The sequence below is a fragment of the Ruegeria aquimaris genome, from assembly GCF_025751555.1.
Classification (GTDB): domain Bacteria; phylum Pseudomonadota; class Alphaproteobacteria; order Rhodobacterales; family Rhodobacteraceae; genus Ruegeria_B; species Ruegeria_B aquimaris.
The window spans coordinates 24,561-50,532 of the sequence record NZ_JAOWLB010000006.1 but is presented as its reverse complement, the minus strand read 5'-3'; the positions used below and the strand labels follow the sequence as shown (position 1 = coordinate 50,532).

The 25,972-nt window shown below is 65.1% G+C and carries 24 protein-coding genes; 12 read left to right on the top strand and 12 right to left on the bottom strand.

Going from position 1 to position 25,972, the window contains the following annotated elements:
* Positions 1-53 precede the first annotated feature (53 nt).
* Positions 54-545, top strand: a complete 492-nt coding sequence (locus OE747_RS10515; protein WP_318527305.1) for a TRAP transporter small permease — start codon at positions 54-56, stop codon at positions 543-545.
* Positions 542-1,855, top strand: coding sequence for a TRAP transporter large permease (locus OE747_RS10510; protein ID WP_263828559.1), 1,314 nt, complete (start codon positions 542-544; stop codon positions 1,853-1,855). Before OE747_RS10515 ends, OE747_RS10510 begins: the two co-directional genes overlap by 4 nt.
* Positions 1,856-1,858: 3 nt before the next feature.
* On the opposite strand, the gene OE747_RS10505 is transcribed toward OE747_RS10510, so the two are convergent.
* Positions 1,859-2,290 (bottom strand): acyl-CoA thioesterase, encoded by a 432-nt coding sequence (locus tag OE747_RS10505; RefSeq protein ID WP_263828558.1) that lies wholly within the window; start codon positions 2,288-2,290, stop codon positions 1,859-1,861.
* 178 nt (positions 2,291-2,468) lie between these two features.
* On the opposite strand from OE747_RS10505, the gene OE747_RS10500 reads away from it, so the two are divergent.
* The 4 genes from OE747_RS10500 (at position 2,469) to OE747_RS10485 (ending at position 7,517) form a co-directional block, all read left to right on the top strand.
* The gene (locus OE747_RS10500; protein ID WP_263828557.1) at positions 2,469-2,948 is read left to right on the top strand and encodes a MarR family winged helix-turn-helix transcriptional regulator; all 480 of its coding nucleotides are present in this window, start codon (positions 2,469-2,471) and stop codon (positions 2,946-2,948) included.
* Between the two features lie 6 nt (positions 2,949-2,954).
* Positions 2,955-5,102: an indolepyruvate ferredoxin oxidoreductase subunit alpha gene (locus tag OE747_RS10495; protein ID WP_263828556.1), complete on the top strand. Its 2,148-nt coding sequence runs from the start codon at positions 2,955-2,957 to the stop codon at positions 5,100-5,102.
* The gene (locus OE747_RS10490; RefSeq protein ID WP_263828555.1) at positions 5,099-6,643 is read left to right on the top strand and encodes an indolepyruvate oxidoreductase subunit beta family protein; all 1,545 of its coding nucleotides are present in this window, start codon (positions 5,099-5,101) and stop codon (positions 6,641-6,643) included. Before OE747_RS10495 ends, OE747_RS10490 begins: the two co-directional genes overlap by 4 nt.
* A 100-nt stretch (positions 6,644-6,743) precedes the next feature.
* Positions 6,744-7,517 carry an aspartate/glutamate racemase family protein gene (locus tag OE747_RS10485; protein ID WP_263828554.1) on the top strand — a complete coding sequence of 258 codons (774 nt, stop codon included), beginning with the start codon at positions 6,744-6,746 and terminating at the stop codon, positions 7,515-7,517.
* A 170-nt stretch (positions 7,518-7,687) separates the two neighbouring features.
* On the opposite strand, the gene OE747_RS10480 is transcribed toward OE747_RS10485, so the two are convergent.
* The 4 genes from OE747_RS10480 to dctP all read right to left on the bottom strand — a co-directional run bounded on the left by OE747_RS10480 (position 7,688) and on the right by dctP (position 11,363).
* Entirely contained in the window at positions 7,688-8,074 is a 387-nt protein-coding gene (locus OE747_RS10480) for a hypothetical protein (RefSeq protein ID WP_263828553.1), read from the bottom strand.
* 328 nt (positions 8,075-8,402) lie between these two features.
* Positions 8,403-9,740: a TRAP transporter large permease gene (locus OE747_RS10475; protein WP_263828552.1), complete on the bottom strand. Its 1,338-nt coding sequence runs from the start codon at positions 9,738-9,740 to the stop codon at positions 8,403-8,405.
* 27 nt (positions 9,741-9,767) lie between these two features.
* Positions 9,768-10,268 (bottom strand): TRAP transporter small permease, encoded by a 501-nt coding sequence (locus tag OE747_RS10470; RefSeq protein ID WP_263828551.1) that lies wholly within the window; start codon positions 10,266-10,268, stop codon positions 9,768-9,770.
* Between the two features lie 66 nt (positions 10,269-10,334).
* Positions 10,335-11,363, bottom strand: a complete 1,029-nt coding sequence (dctP, locus tag OE747_RS10465; protein ID WP_263828550.1) for a TRAP transporter substrate-binding protein DctP — start codon at positions 11,361-11,363, stop codon at positions 10,335-10,337.
* A gap of 206 nt (positions 11,364-11,569) precedes the next feature.
* Between dctP and OE747_RS10460 the strand changes: the two genes are divergently transcribed.
* A complete protein-coding gene (locus OE747_RS10460) occupies positions 11,570-12,649 on the top strand; it encodes an NAD/NADP-dependent octopine/nopaline dehydrogenase family protein (RefSeq protein WP_263828549.1) in 1,080 nt (359 codons plus the stop codon).
* A 1-nt stretch (position 12,650) separates the two neighbouring features.
* On the top strand, positions 12,651-13,634 hold the full coding sequence (locus OE747_RS10455) for a 3-hydroxybutyryl-CoA dehydrogenase (RefSeq protein ID WP_263828548.1): 984 nt from the start codon (positions 12,651-12,653) through the stop codon (positions 13,632-13,634).
* A gap of 86 nt (positions 13,635-13,720) precedes the next feature.
* Here OE747_RS10455 and OE747_RS10450 read toward each other — a convergent pair whose 3' ends face one another.
* Genes OE747_RS10450 through OE747_RS10420 form a run of 7 tightly spaced genes read right to left on the bottom strand, consistent with a single transcriptional unit; the run spans position 13,721 to position 22,029 of the window.
* Complete coding sequence (locus tag OE747_RS10450; protein WP_263828547.1) at positions 13,721-14,836, bottom strand: pyridoxal phosphate-dependent aminotransferase; 1,116 nt, start codon at positions 14,834-14,836, stop codon at positions 13,721-13,723.
* Between the two features lie 23 nt (positions 14,837-14,859).
* Positions 14,860-16,248 (bottom strand): FAD-dependent oxidoreductase, encoded by a 1,389-nt coding sequence (locus OE747_RS10445; protein WP_263828546.1) that lies wholly within the window; start codon positions 16,246-16,248, stop codon positions 14,860-14,862.
* Positions 16,232-17,095, bottom strand: coding sequence for an isocitrate lyase/PEP mutase family protein (locus OE747_RS10440; RefSeq protein WP_263828545.1), 864 nt, complete (start codon positions 17,093-17,095; stop codon positions 16,232-16,234). The genes OE747_RS10445 and OE747_RS10440 overlap by 17 nt, the downstream gene beginning before the upstream one ends.
* A complete protein-coding gene (locus OE747_RS10435) occupies positions 17,092-17,712 on the bottom strand; it encodes a cysteine hydrolase family protein (protein ID WP_263828544.1) in 621 nt (206 codons plus the stop codon). The genes OE747_RS10440 and OE747_RS10435 overlap by 4 nt, the downstream gene beginning before the upstream one ends.
* A complete protein-coding gene (locus tag OE747_RS10430) occupies positions 17,709-19,775 on the bottom strand; it encodes a hydantoinase/oxoprolinase family protein (RefSeq protein ID WP_263828543.1) in 2,067 nt (688 codons plus the stop codon). The genes OE747_RS10435 and OE747_RS10430 overlap by 4 nt, the downstream gene beginning before the upstream one ends.
* Entirely contained in the window at positions 19,772-21,466 is a 1,695-nt protein-coding gene (locus tag OE747_RS10425) for a hydantoinase B/oxoprolinase family protein (RefSeq protein ID WP_263828542.1), read from the bottom strand. Before OE747_RS10425 ends, OE747_RS10430 begins: the two co-directional genes overlap by 4 nt.
* Entirely contained in the window at positions 21,463-22,029 is a 567-nt protein-coding gene (locus OE747_RS10420; RefSeq protein ID WP_263828541.1) for a 4-oxalocrotonate tautomerase family protein, read from the bottom strand. The genes OE747_RS10425 and OE747_RS10420 overlap by 4 nt, the downstream gene beginning before the upstream one ends.
* Positions 22,030-22,122: 93 nt before the next feature.
* On the opposite strand from OE747_RS10420, the gene OE747_RS10415 reads away from it, so the two are divergent.
* The 4 genes from OE747_RS10415 to OE747_RS10400 all read left to right on the top strand — a co-directional run bounded on the left by OE747_RS10415 (position 22,123) and on the right by OE747_RS10400 (position 25,967).
* A complete protein-coding gene (locus OE747_RS10415; protein ID WP_263828540.1) occupies positions 22,123-22,941 on the top strand; it encodes a GntR family transcriptional regulator in 819 nt (272 codons plus the stop codon).
* Positions 22,938-24,344: a 3-isopropylmalate dehydratase large subunit gene (gene leuC / locus OE747_RS10410; RefSeq protein WP_263828539.1), complete on the top strand. Its 1,407-nt coding sequence runs from the start codon at positions 22,938-22,940 to the stop codon at positions 24,342-24,344. The genes OE747_RS10415 and leuC overlap by 4 nt, the downstream gene beginning before the upstream one ends.
* A complete protein-coding gene (gene leuD / locus OE747_RS10405) occupies positions 24,344-24,955 on the top strand; it encodes a 3-isopropylmalate dehydratase small subunit (protein WP_263828538.1) in 612 nt (203 codons plus the stop codon). The genes leuC and leuD overlap by 1 nt, the downstream gene beginning before the upstream one ends.
* A gap of 274 nt (positions 24,956-25,229) precedes the next feature.
* Complete coding sequence (locus OE747_RS10400) at positions 25,230-25,967, top strand: ABC transporter ATP-binding protein (RefSeq protein ID WP_263828537.1); 738 nt, start codon at positions 25,230-25,232, stop codon at positions 25,965-25,967.
* The last annotated feature ends 5 nt before the right edge of the window (positions 25,968-25,972 follow it).

Below are 25,972 nucleotides of genomic sequence, written 5' to 3'. Positions count from 1 at the left end.
GCAAGCATGTGCCGCTCCGATCCCCGGGGCGGCACGTTTGCGATTGCGATATGATGCGTCTTTTCTCCCTTTCCGTCTGGCTGCCCGGTCTTCTGGCCTCGGTCGCGCTGTTCGTCCTGATGGTGATGACCTTCGCCGATGTGGTGCTGCGCTCGGTCTTTAACGCACCTATCGAGGTGGCGGCTGATCTCACGCGCCTGTTGATGGCGGTGATGGTGTTTTCAGTCATGCCGGTCCTTTCGGGCCGGAATGCTCATGTAAGTGTGGATCTCCTGGATGCTCCCTTCGCCCGGTTCCGTCTGTCGCGCTGGCGCGATGCGGCGGTCTGTCTGTTTTGTGGCGCGATCCTGTTCCTGCCCGCGCAACGGGTGTTCGACCTGGCGGAGCGGTCGCGTTCCTATGGAGATGTCATGGAATATCTGCGTCTGCCGCTGCACGTGGTCGGCTGGTTCATCGCGGTGATGACTTTGATCACAGCGGTGGTGCTGGTGGTGCGCGGCGTGCTGCTGATCGTGGCGCCGCGCCTAGCGGGGAGCGCGCCATGACCGCATCGCTTGTCGGATTTGCGGCGGTTCTGATCCTGATCCTGGTCCGCGTGCCCATCGCCTTTGCCATGGGATTTGTCGGCATGGTGGGTTTCATGGCCGAGAGCAATTTCCGCGCCTCGATCTCGATGGTGGCGCGGCTGATCATCGACACCAGCCAGGACTATGGCCTGTCGGTGGTGCCGCTCTTCATCCTGATGGGGCTGTTCGTGAACAAGGGCGGCATCAGCCGCGAGCTTTACGCGGCTTCGAACGCCTTTCTCGGTCACCTGCGCGGCGGTCTGGCGATGGCCACTATCGTGGCCTGCGGCGGGTTTGCCGCCATTTCCGGCTCGTCGCTGGCCACGGCAGCCACCATGGCCAAGGTGGCCATGCCCGAAATGCGCCGGTTCGGCTATTCCGACGAGTTGTCCACCGCATCTATCGCGGCGGGCGGCACGCTGGGCATCCTGATCCCGCCCTCGGTGATCCTGGTGATCTATGGCCTGTTGACCGAGACCTCGATCGGCAAGCTGTTTGTCGCGGGCATCGTGCCGGGGATGCTGGGCATCCTGCTCTATCTCTGTGCGGTGCGCTGGACGGTCTGGCGCACGCCCGAGGCCGGCCCCGCCGGTCCTCGCGTGCCGCTGCGCGGACGGCTTGCGGCCCTGCGCGAGGTCTGGGCCGTGGTGCTCTTGTTCTTCCTGGTGATCGGCGGGCTCTATGGTCTCTTCGACATCCCGCCGCTGAACCTGAACTTTTCACCGACCGAGGCGGCGGGGATGGGCGCGATGGGTGCCTTCCTGATCGCGCTGGCGCGGCGGCGGCTCAGCCTGAAGGACACGTTGGAGGTGCTGCTGGAAACCTCTATCACGGCGGCCAGCCTTTTTGCGGTGCTGATCGGGGCCTGGATATTCTCGAACTTCGTCAATGTGGCGGGGCTGCCCGCGGCGCTGAGCGACCTGATCACCGCCTATGATCTGAAGCCGTGGCAGGTGATGGCGGTGATCCTGGTGATCTATATCGCCCTGGGCTGCGTGTTCGAATCGCTCTCGATGCTGCTGCTGACGGTGCCGATCTTCTTTCCGCTGGTCACCTCGCTCGGCTATGATCCGATCTGGTTCGGCATCATTGTCGTGGTGGTGACCGAGATCAGCCTGATCACCCCTCCCGTGGGATTGAATGTCTTTGTTCTCAAGGGCGTGGTGGGCGACGTGACCACCGGCACGATCTTTCGCGGGGTCACGCCGTTCTGGGTGGTGGATATTGTCCGGCTGGCATTGCTGCTCGCCGTGCCGGCGCTGGCGCTCTATCTGCCGGCGCAGATGTAGGATCTAGAACCCAAGCTCGTCCGGGGTGGCAAGGCGCGCTTCCAGCGCCTTGCGCATCGCATCGGGCCAGGCAATCGAGATGTGCTTGTCCAGATCGCTGGCCGCCAGGACCTGGGTCGAGGACCAGCGGATCTCCTCGCCGCAGCTGATCCGGTGCCGCACGGTGACCGAGGAACGGCCGACCTTGACCACCCCGAGTTCGAACCGGAGCGTCTCGCCAAAGAACGAGGGTTTCGAGAAGTCGCAACTCAGGTGCACGGTGGGCGTGCCCCAGCGCTCGTTCCAGATGATGTGGTGCCAGGGAAAGCCCATGACAGCCCAGAACTCTTCGTTCACGCTGTTGAGGATATCGAGGTAAGAAGGGAAATAGGCGGTCCCGGAAATGTCGCAGTCGCCGAAACGAAGCTCGCGTTCGGTGGTGAAAATCTTATCCATGTCGCGGGTCTGGCCTCTCTCTGGTCTATTTGTGTCGGTTCCGTGATTGCCGGGTCGGGGGGATTTGGCAAGCCCGAACCTGGAAAACCGGCTGGTTGCGCCGTCGAGGGATCAAGTTTACTTGCATTTGCATATAATTTCGGGAACTCTGAAGGGCAGCAACGACTGAAAGACCCAGATGGCCGAATCGACCGATCAGAACGAACAACTCAGGGAACTGGCCGAAATCGGCCTTGATGGCTATGCGCCTTACCTGATGAACCGGATCATGGGGCGGTATAACGCCAACCTGCGCAAGGAGATGACCGCGCTGGGGTTGAGTACCGCCAAGATGCGGGCGCTGGCAATCCTGTCGGCCAAGGATGGCCTGCCCATCGGGATGCTCGGTATCTATGCGGTGGTCGAGCAATCCACCCTGTCGCGGGCTCTGGACGGGTTGCAGGCTGACGGGCTGGTGCGCCGCGAGGTCGATAGCGACGATCAAAGGTCGAGCCGTGTCTTCCTTACCGCCGAGGGGAGGGCGGTCTATGACCGCCTCTGGCCGCATATGCGCGCCAGCCATGACCGGATTTTCCGCGGCATCCCTGCTGCCGAACGGCAGGCGTTTCTGGCGACGCTGCATAAGATGCTCGCCAATATCCGCGTGCACGAGATTTGACGCAAGATGGCCGAGAGATCCTTCAAACGCGAGGTGCAGGACCTCAAGCTGGGGGCGGGCGAGACCTTCACCGGCGAGGGTATTCTGGCGATCACCAAGGCCTTGCTGGAATCGGGCGTGGGCTATGTCGGCGGCTATCAGGGGGCGCCGATCAGCCACCTGATGGATGTGCTGGCCGATGCGCAGGACCTGCTGGGCGAACTGGGGGTGCGGTACGAGGCGAATGCCTCCGAGGCGGCGGCGGCGGCCATGCTGGCGGCTTCGGTGCATTACCCGATCCGGGGCGCGGTCACCTTCAAGGGCGCGGTGGGGGTCAACGTCGCCTCGGACGCGCTGGCCAATCTGGCCTCGTCGGGGGTGACCGGCGGGGCGCTGGTGATCGTGGGCGAGGATTATGGCGAGGGCTCCTCGATCATGCAGGAGCGCAGCCATGCCTTTGCGATGAAATCGCAATTCTGGCTGCTCGACCCGCGCCCGAACCTGCCGTCCATCGTGCAGGCGGTAAAACAGGGGTTTGAGCTGTCCGAGGCGTCGAACACGCCGGTGATGCTGATGGTGCGGATTCGGTCCTGCCATGTGACGGGCCAGTTTCAGTGCGCCGATAATCTGCGCCCGCCGCTCAGCGTGCGCGACGCGCTGTCAGAGCCGCGCCGCGATTTCGCCCGCGTGGTGCTGCCGCCGATGTCCTATCAGCATGAGCGCGACAAGGTGGAAAACCGTTGGCCCGCGGCCGAACGCTTCATCACCGAGCGGGGGCTGAACGAGGTGTTTGGTCCCGAAAGCGCCCCCGTGGGGCTGGTGGTGCAGGGCGGCATGTATAACGGCGTGATCCGGGCACTCCAGCGTCTGGGTCTTGCCGATATCGAGGGGCGTTCGGCCATCCCGCTCTATGTGCTGAATGTCACCTATCCGCTGGTGAAGGGTGAGTTTCTGGCGTTTGCCAGGGGCAAGGAGGCGCTGCTGGTGGTTGAAGAGGGGCAGCCCGAGTTCATCGAACAGGGCCTGGCCGCGATGCTGCACCGGGCCGGGTCGCCGGTGCGCCTGCATGGCAAGGGCCTTTTCCCCATGGCGGGCGAATATACCGGCCAGATCATGCTCGACGGGATTGCGGGTTTCCTGAAGGACACCGCGCCGCAGCTGTTGCCGGGGCAGGTGATTGCCCCGAATGCGCCGCCGCCCGAGATGCCCGACCTGTCGCAGACGGTGCCGATCCGGCCGCCGGGCTTCTGCACCGGCTGCCCGGAACGGCCCATCTTTGCCGCGATGAAGCTGGTCGAGCAGGAGCTGGGCAAGCACCAGATCACCGGCGATATCGGCTGTCACCTCTTTGCCGCCTTGCCGCCCTTCGAGATCGGCGGCTCGACCATGGGATACGGGCTTGGCCCGGCCTCGAACGCGGCGTTTGACGGCGGCGGCGCGCGGCGCGCTGTTTCGTTCATCGGCGATGGCGGGTTCTGGCATAACGGGCTCAGTTCCTCGATCGGCAACATGGTGTTCAACCGGTCTGACAGCGTGGCCATCGTGGTGGACAACTATTATTCGGCGGCCACCGGCGGGCAGGATGTGCTGTCCTCGCGCGCCAAGAACCCTTCAAAAGCGACGGGAAACCCGATTTCCAAGGCGCTGGAAGGGGTGGGGGTGAAATGGGTGCGCCAGATCGACCGCACCTATGACGTGGGCCATATGCGCGACACCATCCGCGAGGCGCTGACCACCGATTATGATGGGCCGAAACTGATCGTGGCCTCGTCGGAATGCATGCTGAACCGGCAGCGGCGCGAGAAACCGTTGCGCGCCCAGGCGATCCGCGAGGGGCGCCGGGTCGAGGCGCCGCGCTTTGGTGTGGATGCCGACATCTGCACCGGCGATCACGCCTGTATTCGCCTCTCGGGCTGTCCCTCGCTGTCGCTCAAGGTGCTGGACGACCCGCTGCGCGACGATCCGGTGGCCAGCATCGACCAGACCTGCGTCGGTTGCGGTAATTGCGGCGAGGTGGCGGATGCGGCCGTGCTCTGCCCCTCGTTCTATCGCGCCGACCTGGTGCACAATCCGGGGCGGTGGGAGCGGCTGTTGGCAGGCTGGCGCAGTCGCATCATCACATGGCTGCAAGCGCGCCGCGCCCGGCGGGTGCTTGATTTCGGAGAGGCGTCATGACCCGGATGGACAGCGTGATGACACCGCAGGGCGCCGACAGCGCCCGCGCGATCACCAAGCTGGTGGTCATGGCCGTGGGCGGGCAGGGCGGTGGCGTGCTGACCGGCTGGATCGAGGCGGTGGCCCGCGCCGCGGGCCGCGCGGTGCAGGCGACCTCGGTCGCGGGCGTGGCCCAGCGCACCGGCGCCACCATCTATTACATCGAAATCGCGCCGGAGGGTGTGGCGGCGCCGGTCTTTTCGCTGGCGCCCGCCGCCGGAGATGTCGACATCCTGATCGCGGCGGAGCTGATGGAGGCGGGCCGGGCCATCCAGCGCGGCTTTGTCACCCCGGACCGGACCGTGCTGATTGCCTCGGAACACCGGGCGCTGGCGGTGTCGGAAAAGATGGTGCCGGGCAACGGGATCGCACAGGCCGACGAGGTGAAGGCCGCAGCCGGTATCGCCGCACAGCGGTTCCTGTCCGCGGATATGGAGCGGCTGGCAGTGGCCAAGGGGTCGGTCATTTCGGCCAGCCTGTTTGGTGCGCTGGCAGGCTCGGGCGCGCTGCCCTTCCCGCGCGATGCGTTCGAGGCGGCGATCCGCAATTCAGGCAAGGGGGTGGAGGCCAGCCTTGCCGCCTTTGCCGCCGGGTTCGAGGCGGTCCGGGGGGCGACGCAGCCTCCGCAGGCAGAAGCACCAAAACGCGAGCCCGAGATAACCGGTCCGGCTTCGGCCTTGGCCGATTGGGCCGCGCTCATGGACCGGGTGGAGGCGTTGCCGGAACCCGCCCGCGACATGGCCCGCGCGGGGTTGCAAAAGGTGGTGGCGTTTCAGGATTGCACCTATGGCGCGGCCTATCTGGATCACCTGGAGCGGATCGCGGCCATGGACCACCCGGCGCACGACCATGTGCTGACCCACGAGGCGGCCAAGTATGTCGCCAATGCGATGGCCTATGACGATGTGATCCGGGTAGCCGACCGCAAGACGCGGGCCGCGCGGCGCGGGCGCATCGACACCGAGATGGGGCGGTCGGCGGTGCAGGAGATGCAGGTAACCGAGTTCCTGCACCCGCGCGCCGAGGAGATATCCTCTCTGCTGCCTGCGGGTCTGGGGGCAAGGGTGCAGGCCTCCGAGGCGTGGATGGCGCGGCTGGATCGCTGGTTCAACCGGGGCCGCCGCATTCGCAGCGATCGTGTGAGCGGGTTCTTGCAGCTTTACCTGCTGGCCGGGCTGCGCGGCTATCGTCGTCGCACCCTGCGGCACGCGCAGGAACAGGCGCATCTGGAGGCATGGTTGAAGCGTGTGACCGAGGCGCTGCAGGCCGATTATGATCTGGCGGTGGAAATCTTGCGCTGTCGCAGGTTGATCAAGGGCTATTCCGACACCCATGCGCGGGGGTTGTCCAAGTTCGATCTTGTGATGGCAGGGGCTGATCTGGTCGCCGGGCGCGCCGATGCCGCCGACTGGGTGCGGCGGCTGCGCGAGGCGGCGTTGCAGGATGAGGAAGGCAAGGTGCTGGACGGTGCGCTTCAGACGGTCCGCTCCTTTGCGGGGTGATGTCTTGCGAGGCTCCGCCTCGCGCTCCGGAGTATTTTGAACCAGAAAGAAGCAGGAGCATGCGCATGGCTCACACGCGCGAGGGACAGGGAGGAAGGCAATGAAACTCTGGTATCAGAGCTATGTGGATTACGAGAACGGGGCAGAGTACTGGGACATGCTGGGGCCGCATCTGGACGCGGTGTCGGCGCCGGACACACAGGTCGATATCCGCGGGATCACGCCGTTTGACAGCTATGCCCATCCGCTGGTGGAATTCCGCTGCGCGCGCGAGATGATCTGCAACGCGATCCGGGCCGAGCGCGAGGGCTATGACGCCTTCATCGTCGGCCATTTCCAGGATGCGGGCCTCTATGAGGCGCGTTCGGTGGTGGATATCCCGGTGATCGGGTTGGGCGAGGCGACCATGCTGTGGTGCTGCCAGATGGGCCAGCGGCTGGGGATCGTCACTATCAACCCGCGTTTCATCCCGTGGTTTCATCACCAGATCGGCAAATACGGACTGCGTGAACGGGTGACCGGCGTACATGCGATGACCTTCGAGCCGGGGCAGATCCTGGGCGCCTATGGCAATGCGGGCAAGGCCGCCGAAGTCAAGCGCCTGTTCGAGGAACAGGGCCGGCCGCTGGTGGCGGCGGGCACCGATGTGCTGATCCCCGGTGGCGGGATCCCGATGCTGCTGTTCTCGCAGTTCCACGACCATCAGATCGACGGGGCACCGGTGGTCAATGGCATTCCGATCGCGGTGAAGATGGCCGAGATGGCGGTGGGCCTGAAACGGCTGACCGGTCAGGGCGTCAGCCGGGTGGGCGATTACACCAAGGCGCCCGATCACATCATCGAAGAGTTCATGACCCACCCCAAGGGGCTGTGAGGCTGCGGGGGGCGACTGTCTGTAAGCCCCTCATCGTGCGAAATTTTCTCGACCCATTTGCGGGCATTGATCCCTTACGCGACGAAGAGCAGGTTTGGGCACGATTGGAGGAACTATTGCAAAGCATGGTTCGGAAAAATGACTGTCTGGTTTTTCTGCGGGAGCAAAGGCTAACGTGCTTTTCTGCTGTTCCATCTTTCCAGCCACTTCACACCGTAGTCGAGCCATATCAGGTAGGCGAGAACAGTTGGTATGAGCGATAGCCATTGAAGCGCAGCGGTCGTAATGGGAACAAATATGATACCCCAGTCCAGGTGCGAAACGGTGAGCAAACTCCCATAATTGAACAGCGCGATGACGTACATCACAAAGCTGCAAAACAACGGAAATCTAGTGGTTCTTTTTCTTGATAGCGCACGATATGCAATAATCGAGGGGACCAAGTATGGGCTTATTGGAAACAGGTAGCTCACCAACAAATCGGTGAAAAAGAGACCGTAACGCGCCCCGGGAACGCCAATAAGGTAATACGCAAAGGCAGTGACAAAAAGGCTCATGCCGAGACAAAGAGCCAATGCCACATGTTCTGGCCGGCTTGTGTTTTTTTCGTCTCTGAGCCCAAAATCTAATTGGCAGGTTTCGCCGAAACCAACGGATGGGTCTGGCTCTTGAGGTCAAGATACACCCGGATGAGATCGTCTCAAAACCAATTGTCCAGAAGCAATCGTACTCCTCCGACGACAGTTGTCCGCCTTGTCCGAACCAAGACCTTGGCTTTCGCTTGCCGCGAATGTCAGGTTCCCGCTCAATGCGACCGGACTCGTGCAATAAATCGGCGCCGAACGGGTTCCAGTTTTCGCCGATTTTTGCCGTCGCGCGCAGTTGCTACTGGCCTAACCCCGGAAGCCATAGCGCGATGCCCGGGAACACGATCAGCAGCGCCACCAAGAGCATCGAACAGCCGATGAACGGGATTGCCGACACGTAGATGTCGCGCATGCTGGTGCCCGGTGCCGAGACTCCCTTCATCACAAAGAGCAGCAGGCCAAAGGGTGGGGTGGTGAAGCTGATCTCGAGTGCCAAGAGCACGATCACCCCGAACCAGATCAGGTCGAACCCCAGCGTCTGCGCCAGCGGAAAGAAGATCGGCACGGTCAGCAGCATCATGCTGAGCTGGTCCATGAACATGCCCAGAACCAGCAGGATGGCGAACATGATCAGGAGCATCGTGGTGGGTTCCAGGTCGAACCCCGTGGCCCAGCGGATCAGCCCCGAGGAGGCGCCCGAGAAGGCCAGGAGCGCCGAGAAGGTGGCCGAGCCAAAGATGATCAGCAGCGCCATTGTGGTGACCTTGAGCGCGCCAGCCACCGATTTCACGATCCCCTCCCAGGTCAGCGAGCGATAAAGGGCGGCCAGCACGACGACGCCGAGGCAGCCGAAGGCGGCGCTTTCCGAAGGGGTCGCGATGCCGAACATGATCACCAGGATCACGCCGATCACGATGGACACCATCGGCAGGATGTCGACGAAGAGCAGGCGCAGTTTCTCGGCCCAGTCCGAGCCTTCGACCTCGTAGGCGGGGGCAGCGCTGGGATCGTAGAGCGCCATGCCGAGGATCAGGATTGCGTAGAAGATCGCTAGCATCAGCCCGGGCATGATGCCTGCGATCAGCAGGTCGCCGATGTCGAGTTCCGCCAGCGTCGCCAGCAGCACAGCCAGCGCCGAGGGCGGGATCAGCATCGCGAGGCCCCCGGTGCCCAGGATCGGACCGATGGCCATGTGCTTCTTGTAGCCGCGTTTCTGCATCTCGGGCACCATCAGCGAGCCGAGGAGCGCGGTGGAGCCCATCGAGGACCCCGACAGGGTGGCAAAGGCGGTGCCGCCCGCGACGGTGACAAAGGACAGGCGCGCGGGCAGCTTGCCCATCAGCCGGTCCACCGCGCCGAACATGCGGTTGGCGAGGCCGGTGAAGAAGAAGATCTCGCCCATCAGCAGGAACATCGGCACCGGCATCAGGTTGAACGAGGTGACGGTCGGGATTGCGTTATTGGCCAATTGCCCGATGCCGCGCGCCATCTGGCTGGCGATATCGCCGCGCCCGCCCATGAAATAGGCCGCGCCGATCATGTTGGCCGCGAGAAAGGCCAGCGCCACCGGAATGCCGAGCGCCATGAAGAACAGGATCATGCCCAGCAGAAAGACGAGCGCCTCATACCATTCCATTGCCTGCGCCTCTTGTATTCTTGATTTTCATTCGTGCACCCCCGCTTCGCCGGTATGCATGGTCTCGGGGCCAAAGACGAAGCGGAGAAACTGCGCCGCCATCAGGCCGAAGCCGATCGGCATCGCGCCCAGAAGCAGGTATTTCGGCATGTCGAGGCTGCGCATTTCGGCATCGCCGAACTTCCAGGCCCGGGCCGTGGCGCCCCAGGTGTACCAGACCAGCACAAGGCATATCACGACACAGAGCGCCGAGATCACCCGGCTGTAGGGCCGTTGCATCCGGAGTGGCAGGGCCGCGCTCAGAAGCTCGATGAACACATGGCCCCGATGGCGCACCAGCCAGGGCGAGGCGGCCATCACGATATAGAGCAGGCCGAATTCGGTGAAGGTGAAGATATGGCTGGACCACGAACCGGACAGGTTCAGCGTGCGGGCCAGCGCGCTGATCACGATCCCGAACATGATCCCCACCAGATAGATACCGGCCAGTATGGCCAGCAGGTCGCAAATACGGTCGATCAGGCGCATCATTTCTTGGCTTTGTTTGCTGAGGCAGGCCACGGCGTCAGAGCCGCAGCCTGCCTTCAGGCTGTGTTACTCGTCCAGAGCATAGGTCTTGCGCAGGGCCTTGTAGGTCTCGGCACCGGCGCCGCCCCCTTCAATGCGCTCGTACATCCGCGCCCAGGCGGCATCGTCGGCCATCGTGCGATAGACCTCGCCCGCTTCGGCGGAATGGGCAACAAAGGTCATGCCGCCATCGGCCAGGGTCTTGGCGTCGGCCGCAACTTCCGCCTGACGGTCGGCATAGGATTTGCCTTCCCACTCGATCACCACCTCTTCGATCAGCTTCTGGCTTTCCGGGGAAAGCGCGTTCCAGGCGTCGAGGTTGAAGATCACGCCGATATCGGTGTTGTAGAAGGTCGGGTCCACCCGATACTTGAGGAACTCGTTCCATTTGAGCTGCGGAATGCCGATTTCGGTCCAGGCCGCTGCGTCGACGACGCCCTTTTCAAGCGCCGAGTAGACTTCGGTCGCCGGCATCGAGGCGGTGGTCGCGTTCAGTTGCTCGAAGAACGCATGATAGATCGGGTTGTCGCGCAGCTTGACCCCGGTCAGGTCCAGAATGCCATCGTCACGGAACTTGGGCTCGCTGTTCATGTAGATATGAAACTTGATACCGCCGTCGATCCAGCCCAGGTGACGCACGTTGAAGCGTTCCTGATGCGCCTTGTCCATCAGTGCCGCGCCGCCATTGGCCCGAGCCTCCATCGGGGTCACGCGCGAGGCGACCATCGCGTCGATCTCGGGCACGTTGGCGCCATAGAAACTGCCCGGCGTGTGTACCATGTCGACCACGCCATCACGCACGGCGGCGGGTTGCTCGAACATGCCGATCGCCTCGGGACCACCCCGCACCTCGATCTGGACGACACCCTTGCCGCGCTCGTTGATGTCCGCGACCATCGCAAGGAAGGTCTTGGTGTAAACCAGGAACTCGGGAAACGCATGTACAGCGCTGACCCGGTCCTCGGCCTTGGCCGACATCGGGGCAGCCATGACGGCGAGTGCTGTCGCCGCCATCAGATAAGTGGCTTTTTTGGAAAGCCCGCTGAAGATCTTCATGTCACAACTCCCTGTTGATCCGACGGAGGATGAACCGCCTTCTGTCGGGCGGTCATTCCCTCAGGTGAAGTTAGGTCGGTCTGTCCCGACTTCTATGCATTTTCATGTAAGACCGCCCGGTGGGGGCAATGCAATAGAAATATCCTTGATATATGATTTTTCATGTATGTGATCTGCTCCAGCAACTATCGGTGCGGGAGAGGGCGATGGAAATTGCAGTTCTAGGCGGCGGAAACGGCTCGACCGCCGCGGCGGTTGATCTGTCGATGCAGGGGCACAACGTACGGTTCTGGCGACGGAATGCGCGCGCGCAGGCAGAGCTGAGGGCGCGCGGCAACGTCATCACGCTCAAGGATTTCGAGGGCGCGCGGCCGATTCGCATTTCATTGGTCACGGATGACATCGGCGAAGCGATCCGGGGCGCAGACCTGATCGTCTGCCCGACACCGGCCACGGCCCAATCCGACATCGCGGCGGCCATGGCACCTTACCTGACAGACGGGCAGGTGGTCTTTCTGCCGCCGGGCAGCTTTGGCAGCTGGATGATGGCCGATATCGTCCGCACGGCGGGAAACCACGCCGATGTCAGCTGGGCCGAAACCGGCACTCTGCCATATCTCACGCGGCTGCACGGGGCAGATACCGTCGCCATCACCACCCGCGCCACCCGTCTGCCGACCGGGGTCTATCCGCTGCGCAACGCGGAACATGCGCATTCGGTCCTTGCGCGTGCCTATCCCTCGGTCGAACCGGCGGGTGATGCGCTGTCGGGGGCGCTGATGAATGCCGGGCCCATCATCCATCCGCCGCTGATCACGATGAACGCGGGCCCGATCGAGCATTTCGACCATTGGGACATTCACAACGAGGGCACCCAGCCCGCCATCCGCCGGGTCACCACGCGGCTTGATGCCGAGCGTATGGCGCTGCGCGAGGCACTGGGCTATGGCGCGCCGCATTTCCCGCTGGCCGATCACTACGAGACCTCGGACTGGATGTACGGCAACCTCGCCCATGACAAGCTGGTCGACAGTGGCGACTGGCGCGAGCACCTGGTCCTGACCGAGCATCGCTACATGCGCGAGGATGTGGCGGTGGGACTGGCCTTGCTGGTCTCGGTCGCCGATTGGGCCGGGGTACCCGCGCCCACGGCAACCGGGCTGCTGGCGCTGGGCTCGGCGATCTGCGACGACGATTTCCGCCAGAGCGGCCGGACATTGGAGAACCTCGGGTTGGCGGGGACGGAGCGCGCCGCTTTGCAAACCATGCTGCGGGACGGGGCCTGAGATGGCGGCGCGGGAAACCATCGCTGCCGTGGGTGCCGGGCGCATGGGCCGGGGCATGGCCGTCGCCTTCGCCTATTCCGGCCACCCGGTCCGCCTGATCGACGCCAAGCCGCGACCGATGGCAGAGTTCGACCGGCTCCGGGCCGAGATACGGGCCGAACTGCGCGCCACCTTTGCGCTGATGGCCGATGTGGGCCTGATGGAGGCGGGCGAAGCTGACGCCATGCTGGCGCGTGTCGAAGTTGTGGGCCACGACGATCTGGCGGCGGCGCTGGCGGGTGTACCCTTTATCTTCGAAGGCGTACCCGAGACGCTGGAGGCCAAGCGCGAGGTTTTCGATCTCCTGTCGCGCCATGCCGACGCGGATGCGGTGATCGCCTCGACCACCTCGACCATCCTGTCAAACGACCTTCAGGGGTTTGTCATCCCGCCCGAACGGTTCCTCAATGCCCACTGGCTCAACCCCGCCTATCTGGTGCCGCTGGTCGAGGTTTCGCCCGGCGATGCCACCGATCCGGCGATAACCGCCCGCCTGATCGACCTGCTGGAGCGGATCGGCAAGGTGCCCGTCACCTGTGCCGCCAGCCCCGGCTATATCGTGCCGCGCATCCAGGCGCTGGCGATGAACGAGGCCGCGCGCCTGGTCGAGGAAGGCGTTGCCAGCAGCGCCGATATCGACAAGGCCACGAAATACGGCTTCGGCTTCCGCTTCGCCGTGCTGGGCCTTCTGGAATTCATCGACTGGGGCGGCGGTGATATTCTCTATCACGCCAGCCGCTACATGACCCGCGCCACCGGGCAGGACAGGTTTGCCGCCCCCGACATCATCGAGGCCAACATGACCGAGGGTCGGCGCGGCCTGCGCGACGGGCGCGGTTTCCTCGACTATGACGGGCTCGATGTCGCCGCCTATCAAAGGGAGCGTATCGGCGCTTTCGCCGCCATGCTGCAGCACCTGGGCAAGATGCCGGTCAAGGGTGACTAGATCGGAGTTTGCACCCCGCCTCCTGCTTCTTTCTGGTCAAAAATACTCAAAAAATCAGCGGTGCCATCCGCGCCGCCATTCCCGATTTAGCTTTGCCCGATGAACCTGCGCACACTGTCCAGCAGCAGATCGTTATGCGCGGGCAGCGATAGCGAGAAGCGGAAAAACGCTTCCAGCCCCGCCTCGCGGGTGCGGTTGACGACGATCCCGGCATCCTCGAACAGATGCTCGACCAGTGTTTCGGTCCGGGCCGCATCGCCGTCCCGGAAACGGGCCATCAGGAAATTGGTGCGGCTGGGCACAACGACCAGCCCCAACTGTCCCAGTGCACCGGCCAGACGCGCGCGTTCGGACACGATCTCATCGACCCGCGCCTGGATCGCCTCAGGGTCGCCAAGGCCCGCCAGCGCCCCGGCCTGCGCCATCGCGTTGACGGTCCCCATGCCGCGCGCGGCATAGAGGACGGGCACCATCCAGGCGGGCGCGTGGCACCAGCCGACCCGCGCCCCGGCGAGGCCATAGGCCTTGGAAAAGGTCCGGGTAACAATGATGTTCTCGTGGTGTGCCGCCAAGCTGTGCACCGCCGCGCAATAGTCGGGTGCGGCGAACTCGCCATAGGCGAGGTCAAGCACCAGCACGACCTGCGCAGGCAGGTCTTGAGCCAGCCGGGAGAGTTCGTCCATTTCCAGCATTGTGCCGGTCGGGTTGTTCGGATTGGCCAGGAACAGGAGCCGCGTGCGCTCGCTCACCGCCGCCAGCAGGGCGTCGACATCGCTGGTGTAGTCGCGCTCGCGCGCCTTCACCAATGTCGCACCCACCCGGTTGGCGGTCAGGGCGAACTGGATATAGCCGAACTCCGAGATCAGGATCTCGTCGCCGGGCCGGGCGAAACAGCGGGCGATGACGTCGAGCAATTCCTCCGATCCGTTACCGCAGACGATTTGTTCAGGGTCCAGCCCATGCGCCGCGCCCAGTGCATCGCGTAGCGCGTCACAATGTGGGCTGCCATAGGATTGCGCCCGCGTGACGGCCGCCTCCATCGCGGCGCGGATCGCGGGCAGGGGGGGATAGGGCAGTTCGTTGTAGCCCATGTTGATGACCGGCAACCCCTTGGGCTGCGGCCTGCTGATGCGGCCACGAACGGGCATCGGGGCAAGATAGGGCGTTGGGCGCATGGTATCCTCGGCGTTGTTCCAAGACATGAGATGGTGATTTACGGGCAGGTTCAAGACGGAGGCTCACTACACGATCCCGCGATCCACCCCAGTACAACCGCGCTCAGCAACCCGTTGCCGGAGAGATATCCGCTGTCACCGCTGCCGGAGACGCCACAGGCCGCGCCGCCGCCTGCGTATAGGCCCGGCACCGGCGTCCCATCGGGGTGCAGCACGCGCGCGCGGGTATCGGTGCACAAACCGCCCTGGGTGTGAAACAGCGCCCCCGTTACCCGCACGCCGCAAAAGGGCGGGGCAAGCGGCGGGGTCGCGAATGTGCGCCCGAAGGCATCTGTCCCGTTCTGCGGCAGGTTCCGCAGCGTATGCGCCAGGGTCTCGGGCGGCAGGCCGAGCAATCGGGCCAGCGCCTCGGGTGTCTCTGCCTGCTTGATGGCGCCTGCGGCTTCGGCGCGGCGAAAATCCTCGAACTGCCGCGCGATACCCGCGATACGCGCGTCGAAGACCGCAAATGCCTCGCCCCCCGGCTGCGCCAGCACCGCGCGGGCGGCTTCGGAATAGCCTTGGCTTTCATCCCAGAACCGCAGGCCATCGCGGTTCACTTGCACGCCGCCCGAGGTGATCACCGCCCAGGTGATCAGGATGCCATGCGGATGGGCCACATTGCCGTGCCCCTGATAGGCCCCGAGATGGCGCAGATCGGCCCCAAGCGCCTCGCCCCACAGCACCGCCTCGCCCCGATTGCCGTCATGCCCGAACCAGAGCGCTTCGCGTATCTCGGGCATGTGGTCGGTGACCAGTTGCCGGTTGCCGCCGAACCCGTTGCAGGCCAGGATCAGCCGGTCGCAGGCGATGGTTTCGCTGCTGCCGTCGGGGCCAAAGACCGTGACACCGCGCACGCGGCCGTCTTCCATATGCAGGATGTGCGCCCGCCGGAAACAGACGATGTCGATCCCCTCTGCCTCGCAGGCCTGGCGCAGCGCGTCGATCAGCTCTTCGCCCGAGCGGCTGGGCAGGCCGTGCATCCGGCGTCGGCTGTGTCCGGGATAATCGAAGTCGGTGACAACCGAGAAGGGCAGGCCATGGCGCTCGGCCAGCCAGTCGATGACCGGTCCGGCCCCTGCGGCCAGGGTTTCGACCAGATCAGGATCGTTCTGCCCCTTGGCCTTGGCCTGGATGTCCTGCGCGAAGAGTGTGGCACTGTCCTCGATCCCTGCCGCGCGCTGCATGGCGGTGCCGGGCGCCGGGATCAGGCCCGCCGACAGCGCGGTCGAACCGCGCGGCAGGGCGTCGGCCTCGATCACCAGCACCTCTTGCCCCGCTTCGCGCGCCGCAAGCGCCGCCACCAGCCCGCAAGCGCCCGCGCCGATGATCAGAGTCTGGCAGGCGATGTCGAAACGCGCGGGCGGCGGCGCGATATGCGGGTCACTGTCCGGGGTCATAGCGTTTGCCGCGCTCCAGCATCTCACCGGTCCCGATCACCTTGTTCAGCCCGGCAAAATCATACATCCTATCCCGGAACGGCGCGGTGGTGCCATGCGCGCGCAGGCTGGTGTAATAGTCGCGCGCGGTATGGGCGAGCGCCCGCACGATGCCGCCGGGAAAGATCACTATGCGGAAGCCCAGCGCCTGCAACGCCTCGGCCGAGCGGATCGGCGTCGCGCCCCCCTCGACCATGTTGGCGAGCAGCGGTGCACGGCTGGCGAACCTGTCCGCGATGGCCCAGAGCTCTGCCTCGGTTTGCGGCGCCTCGACGAACAACACATCGGCCCCGGCGGCCAGATAGGTCTCGGCCCGCTCCAGCGCGGCGCCAAACCCTTCGACCGCGATCGCATCGGTGCGGGCGATGATCAGCGTCTCGTCCGAGCGGCGAGCGTCGGCCATGGCGGCGATCTTGCCCGCCATCTCGGCAGCCGGGATCAGCGCCTTGTCTTTCAGGTGGCCGCAGCGTTTGGGATAGGTCTGGTCCTCGACCTGCAAGGCTGCCGCGCCTGCCCGTTCATAAAGCCGCATGGTGCGCTGCGCGTTCAGCGCGTTGCCGAAGCCGGTATCGGCGTCGATGATCACCGGCAGTCGGGTGCGGTCGGCGATCAGGTTCATGGTCTCGGCCATTTCCGTGACCGAGGTGAGGCCGATGTCAGGCCTGCCAAGGCGGGTATAGGCAACCGCCGCGCCGCTCAGGTAAAGCGCCTCGAACCCCGCCTGTTCGGCGATCAGCGCGGTCAGCCCGTCATAGATGCCGGGCGCCAGAAGGATGCCATCCCCGGCCAGTCTTGCCTTGAGTGTCATGGCGTGCCCTCCAGCCAGGCCAACGCCTCGGCGCAGGTCATCTGATGCGTGACCGTTCCCAGCGACAGCAGGGTGGCATCATGCACCTCGCCCTTGAAGGCGGCGCAGCCGTCGCTCAGCATCACGGTGCCGATGTCGCGCAGATGCGCGTCGCGCAGGGTCGAAGCGACGCCGCCATTGGTGACGATGCCGCCGACTATCAACTGGCGGATGCCCATCGCGCGCAGGATGTATTCCAGCCGGGTCTGGTAGAAGGCGGAATAGGCCACTTTCTCGACCGTGAAATCGGCAGGGTGCAGCGTATCGACCAATTGGTGGCCGAAACTGCCGGGCGCGAAATCGCCTCGCGTGAGGAAGGGGCGCAGCGCCTTGAGATGCGGTGAGATCAGGGGTTCGCCACCCGGTCCGGGCACCAGCGTGAACTGGGCCGAGATGTAAAACCCGCCCTTTGACCTCAGCGCCCGCGCCAGCGGTGCTATGCGGGCGGGAAGCGCGGCTATGGCGGCGGCTCCCTGTCCGGCCCGGCCATAGGCGCCCTCGGGATGCAGAAAGTCGTTTTGCAGGTCGATGGTCAGCAGCGCGGTCTGCGCCAGGGTCCAGCCACTGGGATCGCTCATGCGCCTGCCTCCGGTCCGGTTTCGATGATGACATTGCCCAGCGGGTCGACTCGCCCCACAAGCCCCGGTTCGATCAACACGGTGGTATCGGGCTGTTCCAGGATCGCGGGCCCGGTGATCACGGTTCCGATCGGCAATGTCAGACGGTCGTAGATCGCGGTTTCGTGCCAGTCCGTGCCGAAATGCACCTTGCGGGTGGATTTCGGCCGGGCCGGGTCGGTCACCGTGGGCGCAAGCGTGGCCAGGTCGAACTTGGGCCGCTTGCCGGTCACAGCACTGCGCAGGTTCAGGATGCGCCGCACCCCGCCAGGCAAAAGCCGCCCGAACGTGTCGCGATAAACGGTGTCAAAGGCGGCGGCGATCTGGGCTTGCGTCGGCGGCTGTACCTTGCCCTCGGTCACGCTTACCGGGATCGGCACCGAAACGGTATGGGTCTGGCCGATATAGGCCATGTCGAGCGCGAATGTCGCCTCGCGCGCCTCGAACCGGGTGCCGGCGGCCTTTAGCATTGCCATGCCGCGGTCATGGTGATCCTGCATCACCGTGCCCAGCATATCGGTATCCAGCCCGTCGAGCATCGCGTTGAGGGTCTGCACGAAATCCTGCCGCATGTCGGCGATGACGCAACCCAGTGCCGAGGTCACGCCAGGATAGCGTGGCACGATGGCGCGCGCGATCCCGACCTCGGCCAGCATCGCGCCCGCATGCAGCGCGCCGCCGCCACCAAAGGGCATGAAGGCGAATTTCTTCGGGTCGAAACCGCGCTCGATGCTGACCAGCCGCAAGGCGCCCGCCATGCGCGAGTTGGCCACCCGGAGGATCGCCTCGGCGGCGGCCAGAGTATCGAGGCCCAGCGGCTGGCCGACATGGAGGTCGATGGCGCGTGCCGCTGCGTCGACGTCGAGGCGCGCAAGCTTGCCGCCAATGGGGTTCTCGGGGTCGATGCGGCCCAGCACGACGTTGGCATCGGTGACGGTGGGGCGATCATTGCCCAGCCCATAGGCCACTGGCCCCGGGTCCGACCCGGCGCTTTCCGGGCCGATGTTCAACAGGCCTCCCTTGTCCACCCAGGCGATGGAGCCGCCGCCCGCGCCGATGGTGGTGATCTCGATCATCGGGGTCCGCACCACCATGCCAAAGTCGATCGAGGTCTGCGGCGCCAGCATCGAGCGCCCTTCGGCGATCAGCGAGACATCGAAGCTGGTGCCACCCATGTCGCCGGTGATCACATTGTCGAACCCGGCAGACCAGGCGATATAGCCCGCCGCGATCACCCCCGCAGCAGGGCCCGACAGGGCGGTGCGGATCGGAAAGCGGCAAGCGGTGTCCACATCCATCACGCCGCCGTTCGACTGCACGATCATGAACTCGCCGCCAAACCCGCCCTTGTCCAGCGCCGCCCCCAGTCGGCCCAGATAGCCCGAGACCTCGGGTTGCAGATAGGCGTTGAGCGCGGTGGTCGAGAACCGCTCGTATTCGCGGATTTCCGGCAGGATTTCGGATGAGGCCGAGACATGTTCGTTGGGCCAGATCTCGCGCAGGGCGGCCACGGCGGCGGCCTCGTTGGCCGGGTTGGCATAGGCATTGGCGAACAGAACCGCGACGGCGACGCAACCCTGATCCTGCAATTGCCGGGCGGCAGTGCGCACCGACTCGAGGTCGACGGGCGTGCGGATGGTGCCATCGGCCAGGGTGCGCTCGGGCACCTCCAGCCGGTTGCGCCGGTCCACGACCGGTTCGAAATCGCCGCGCAACCCCCAGGTGCGGGGCCGGTCGCGACGGCGCATCTCCAGCACGTCGCGCAAGCCTTGGGTGCAGATCACCCCCGTCCGCGCGCCCTTGCGCTCCAGCAGAGCATTGGTGCCCGCCGTGGTGCCATGCACCACCACGCCGACACTGCCGATATCGGCGACCGCCTCGGTGATCCCTTGCAGGAAGCCCGTGGACTGGTCAGGGCGCGAGGTCGGCACCTTGCCGACGCGGGCCGTGCCGTCGCTTTCGTCCAGAACAAAGATATCCGTGAAAGTGCCGCCGACATCGACACCGATCATCTTGCCGCTCATCGCATGCCCTCACGCCAGGTTGGACCGTAAAGGCGGTCGGCCTCGGCCGCGCTCAGATAATCGCGCGCGACGTCCAGCGCCACGGCGGTGGGGTCGCGTTCGGCGGGGGGGCCATAGCCGCCGCCGCCGGGAGTTTCCAGCCGCACCGCCTCGCCCTGTTTCAGGCGGATGCCCCGCATCTTGGATACCAGCGGCGGGTGCGGCCAGTCTGCGCCCTGCTGGTAGGAGAACACGTTCAGCGCGCCCTCTTGCCCGCCGGATACACCCTTGGGCGCAAAGCGCCCGCGCTCGCCGAACAGGAACCCTTCGGCGCCGTTTTCCTCCAGAACTTCGATCTCATAGACCGCGCCCAGCCCGCCGCGATGCCGCCCCGCACCTGCGCTGTCGCGCCTCAGCGACCATTGCCGGAACATCACCGGATAGGCGGCCTCGAGGATCTCCAGCGGCGGGATGGTCGCGGTGGAAATCGGCGCATTGCCGTGGTTCAACCCGTCGCTTTCGGGCGAGCCGCCATGGCCGCCGCCGTAGAAGCTGAACATGACCCAAGGCTTGCCATTGCTGCGCCGCCCGGCGATGGAGAGCGCGTTGATCGTGCCATAGGCATTGGCCACCACCCGGTCCGGCACCGCCTGGGCAAAGGCGCAGAACACCACATCGATCATCCGCAGGATGGTTTCGGTATAGCCGCCGGTGGGCGCGGGAAACTCTGCCGACAGGATCGAGCCCTCGGGTACCGTGACATCAATGGGCCGCATCACACCCGCATTGGCGGGCAGCATGGGGAAGATGTGCTTGATGGCCACGTAGACGGTGGCGATGGTGGTGGGCAGCGCGATATTGACCGGGCCTGCACATTTCGGGGCCGAGCCGGTGAAATCCAGATGCATCCGGTCGCCTCTGATCTCCAGCGCCACCCGGATCGGCAGCGGCGTGTCGGCAATGCCGTCGTTGTCGAGGAAATCCTCGGCCTCCCAGCGCCCGTCGGGAATAGCCTCCAGTTCCGAACGCATCAGTCGTTCCGCCCGCAGTCCCAAAGCGTCAAGCGCCGCATCGACCGTGTCCGCCCCGTATTCGTCGAGGAGCTCGTCCATCCGCCACACGCCGAGGTCCAGTGCGCCCAACTGGCCGTTCAGATCGCCCTGTGCCGATTGCGGCAGGCGGGTGTTGCGCAACAGGATGTCGATGATGTCCTGGTTGACCACGCCCGCGCGCGCCAGTCGCACGGGAGGAAGCACAAACGCCTCCTGGAACACCTCGGTTGCGGCGGGGTTGTAGTTGCCCGGCACCGCGCCGCCCACATCGTGCCAATGCCCGACCGAGGCCAGCCAGCAGAACAGTTTGCCCTCCCGGAAATAGGGCCGCACCAGTCGCATGTCGCTCAGATGCGTGCCGCCGATATGGGCGTCGTTGAAGATGAAGATATCGCCATCGGCCAGGTCGCCGTCTGCGGCGACCTTCTTGATCACCGCCTTTACGGCAAAGGACATGACGCCAACAAAGATCGGCAGGCCCGATTTGCCCTGCACCAGCGTGTCGCCGGTTTCGGCGTGATAGAGGCCGTGGCTTGCATCATGCGCCTCGGCGATGATCGGGTTGAAGGCGGCGCGGAACAGGGTCGCGTCCATCTCGTCGGCGATCTGTTCCATGCGCCCGGCCAGAACCGAAAGCGTGATCGGGTCGATATCGCTCATGCCCGCCCCCGCGCTTCGCCCATGTCGTTCCAGACGTCCTGCCGGGTGATCTTTCCGCTGAGCAACTCGAACCGGTCGATGAAGCGGATGCCGGAAAAGGCGGCGCCATCCAGCCATTCGCCCGACAGCGTGCCACGGCAGTAAACGACCGAGGTATCCCCCGCACCGGGCATGGCGTCGAACCCCTCATAGGTCTTGGTCACAAAGCTGTAGCGGGGGCGCGCCCAGTCGATCAGTTCGGACAGATCGGTCATCGGGCCGGTGCCGGGGAAAAACATGGTGAACCCGTCGCCCTGCATCGCGCGGGCGGTGTCCAGATCGCGGGCCTCCATCGCCGCAAGATAGGAACGCACCACTTCGGCCGGGTCCGGCAGGGCGGGGGCGGGGGTTTTCGTGTTGCGGCCCCGGAAATAAGCATCGGGCGCCATTTCGTGGATCATCACGACGACACCTTCGGGTGCGGCAGGCACGACGAACCGCACCGCATCCGTCAGCGCATGGCCCAGGCGGCGCTTGTCCTCTTCGCCGTACCCTTCGATCAGGTGCAGTTCGACCACCGGCATCGCATCCCTCCCCCGGATGAAAGCTGTATCATTGATAATACATTTAACCGGGATATAGTCAGAGGCAATTCTTTCCTTTGGGTCGGGCCGAAAATGGCAGAGGTGCAGGCGCAGACAAGGGGCGGGGCGCGGTTGCCCGCGGGCGCGAAATCGCGCCGCGTGTACCTGTCTCTCCTGGAACAGATATCGGCCGGGCGGTTGGGGCCGAGCCAGAAGCTGCCGGGCGAGGAGCAACTGGCCGAAGACTATGGCGTATCCCGTGTCACGGTTCGTCGGGCGCTGGACGCCTTGGCCGAAAACGGGCTGTTGTCGCGGCGCGCTGGCAGCGGCACCCGGGTCCGGCCCCGTCCGGCCGCGCCGCAGCCCGTGACCATGGATTTCTCGACTCTTCTGCCGCAACTGGTCGAGATCGGGCGCCGGACCGAAGTGCGGCTGTTGTCGAGCCGGATCGATCAGGCACCCGAGCATGTGGCGCGCGCATTGGGCCTAGCGCCGGGCGAGCCGGTGCAGATCGCCCGGCGGACCCGCAGCATCGGCGGGACAGCCTATTCGCATCTGACGACCTTCGTGCCTTCGCGTATCGCGGCGGGGATATCGGATGAGGATCTCTCGCGCGAGCCGCTGCATGTGCTGCTGGAGCGCAATGGCGTGAAAATCGCCGATGCGCGGCAGTCGGTGTCGGCCACTCTTGCAGGCCCCGAGGTGGCCACGGCGCTGGGCCTGCCCGAAGGGACCGCGCTGCTGTCGCTGGACCGGGTCGTGCGCGATGCCGAGGGGCGGGGGGTCGAATTCCTTTCCGGCCTCTACCGCCCCGACATGTTCCGGCTCGACATGAGCCTGACGCGCGTGGACCATGCAAGCGGCCGCTACTGGGAGCCGGCCATCACCCCGCTGGAGGAAACACCCCGATGAACGCGCCGCTGACCCTTCTGGACCGGCTCTGGTCGATACACGAGGTGCATCGCGGCGCGGATGGCGCATCGCTGCTTTGGGTCGACCGGCACCTGGTGCACGAGGGATCGCACCACGCCTTTGCCCGGCTGGCCGAACGTGGCTTGCCGGTGGTCGAACCCGGCCTGACATTCGCGGTGGTCGATCACTATGCGCCGACGCGCCGGGCGGGTCCGATTGCCGACCCGGCGATTGCCCGGATGATCGACACCCTGCGTGGCAACGCCGCCCGTCATGGGCTGCGGCTTTTTGATCTGAACGATCCCGATCAGGGCATCGTGCATGTGGTCGGGCCGGAACAGGGGCTGACGCTGCCCGGCCTGCTGATCACCTGCGGCGATAGCCATACCTCGACCCATGGGGCGTTCGGCGCTCTCGCCTTCGGCATCGGCGCGACCGAGGTGGCGCATGTGCTGGCAACCCAGACCATCTGGCAGCGCAAGCCGCAGGCGATGCGGATCACCGTTGACGGCGCATTGCCAGCGGGTGTGTCGGCCAAGGATATCGCGCTCAACTGGATCGCGCGGCTTGGCGCCGACGGGGCACAGGGCCATGCGGTGGAATATGCCGGCAGCGCCATCCGTAGCCTGTCGATGGAGGGGCGGATGACCCTGTGCAACCTGACTATCGAAGGTGGCGGGCGCATGGGCATGGTGGCCCCGGACGAGGTGAGTTTTGCCTATCTGCGCGACCGTCCTTATGCGCCCCGCGGCGATGACTGGCAAAAGGCGCTGCACAACTGGCACGCCCTGGCCAGCGATGCAGATGCCCGGTTCGACCGCGATGTCGCCCTCTCGGCCGAGCAGATCGCGCCCATCGTGACCTGGGGCACAAGCCCGGAACAGGCCCTGCCCATCGACGCGTCCGTTCCGGACCCCGAAACCCTGCCGCCCACAAAGGTGCAGGCGGCGCGCGCCGCGCTCGACTACATGGGGTTGGCGCCGGGCCGTCCGCTGGCGGGCACGCCGGTTGATCAGGTGTTCATCGGCTCCTGCACCAATGGCCGGATCGAGGATCTGCGCGCCGCTGCCGCGGTTCTCGCCGGGCGCAAGGCGCGCGTGCCGGGGCTGGTCTCGCCCGGTTCGGCCCAGGTCAAGGCGCAGGCCGAAGAGGAGGGGCTGGACCGCGTGTTCACCGAGGCGGGGCTCGATTGGGTCGCGTCGGGTTGTTCCATGTGCGTGGGCATGAACGGCGATCTGGTCGCGGCGGGCAAGCGCTGCGCCTCTTCCACCAACCGCAACTTTCGCGGTCGTCAGGGCAAGGGCGCGCGCACGCATCTGATGTCACCGGCCATGGTGGCGGCGGCGGCGGTTACCGGCACGCTGTGCGACGTTCGACCGTTGTTGCAGGGGAGGGTGCTCTGATGGCGGGGTGGCGCGAACAGCGGGGCAAGGCGGTGCTGCTGCCAATGGCCAATATCGACACCGATCAGTTGATCCCGGCGCGGTTCATGTCGACGCCGCGCGCCGAGGGCTATGGCCGGTTCCTGCTGCACGATGTGCGGCGCACGTCCGAAGGCGCGCTGGACCCGGCGTTCCCGCTCAATGCTCATCCGGACGCCTGCATTCTGGTTGCGGGTCGCAATTTCGGCAGCGGTTCGTCGCGCGAGGCGGCGGTCTATGCCCTTGTCGATGCCGGGGTGCGAGTGGTCGTGGCCCCAAGTTTTGGCGATATCTTTGCCGGCAATGCGGTCAATAACGGGCTGCTGCCCGCCCGGGTGAGCGAGGCGGATGCAGAACTCTTGGTCAGGACGCTTTCTTCGGGTGCCGCGCCAGGCCATGCCGATCTGACCTCCGGGCTGTTGCACATCGCGGGCGTATCGTTGCCTTTCCAGCTGGATGAGGTCTGGCGGACCAAGCTGCTGAATGGCTGGGACGATATCGACCTCACCCGCCAGCACGCTGCCGACATCGCGGCTTACCGTGCGCGTCTTGTCTCGGAACCCGGTCGCTTTCCGTTTGGCGGGGCAGGCTGAAGGATCAGGACCGGCGAATAATCCCCGAGACGGCGCGGGCCCGTCCTGCGGACGGGGTTCCTGTCGCACCGTGCAATGACGATGTGTTGACCCTTTTGCCACAATCGGGAGCGCCGCTTGGGTCCTCGTTCGGTTGCGATCCCGGTCTCGGGAGACCAGCCCGGATGTGCGGTGTATCGCCGCCATCCGCACGGGCGCGGCCCCGCCATCCTTGATGACACGCGTCATGCGGACCTAGATTGATCCCGGGCCCCGACCTGTCGCAGGCAAGGGAATGGCCTGGGAACAGTCGAAAGGTGCGGTCTTGACCGGGAACACGTATACCATTCGAAACCTCAAGAAGATCTACGGGCACGGGGAAACGGCCGTGCATGCCCTGCGCGGTGTCGATCTTGATATTCCCGCGGGCGAGCTGGTGGTTCTGCTGGGCGCGTCGGGCAGCGGAAAGTCGACGCTGCTCAACATCATCGGGGGACTAGACCGGGCCAGCGAAGGCTCTGCCCTGTTCCGGGACCATGAACTGACCACCATGTCGGACAGCGAGCTGACGCGGTACAGGCGCGACCACGTCGGCTTTGTCTTTCAGTTCTACAACCTGATGCCCAGCCTGACCGCGCGCGAGAATGTCGAACTGGTGACCGAAATTTCGCGGAACCCGATGGACCCGGACAAGGCGCTGGCGCTGGTGGGACTGTCCGAGCGGGCCGATCATTTCCCCGCCCAGCTTTCAGGCGGAGAGCAGCAGCGGGTGGCGATCGCCCGGGCAGTCGCAAAACAGCCCGATGTCCTGTTCTGCGACGAGCCGACCGGCGCGCTTGACAGCACGACCGGGCGGGCGGTTCTGAAGGTGCTGCGCGATGTCAATGAAACGCTAGGCGCGACGGTTCTGATCGTGACCCATGCCGCGTCGCAGGCGGCGATGGCCGACCGGGTGATCCGCTTCAGCGACGGGCAGGTGATCGAGGTCAGGGAGAACGAGACCAAGCTCACCCCCGAGGAAATCGAATGGTAAGGGGA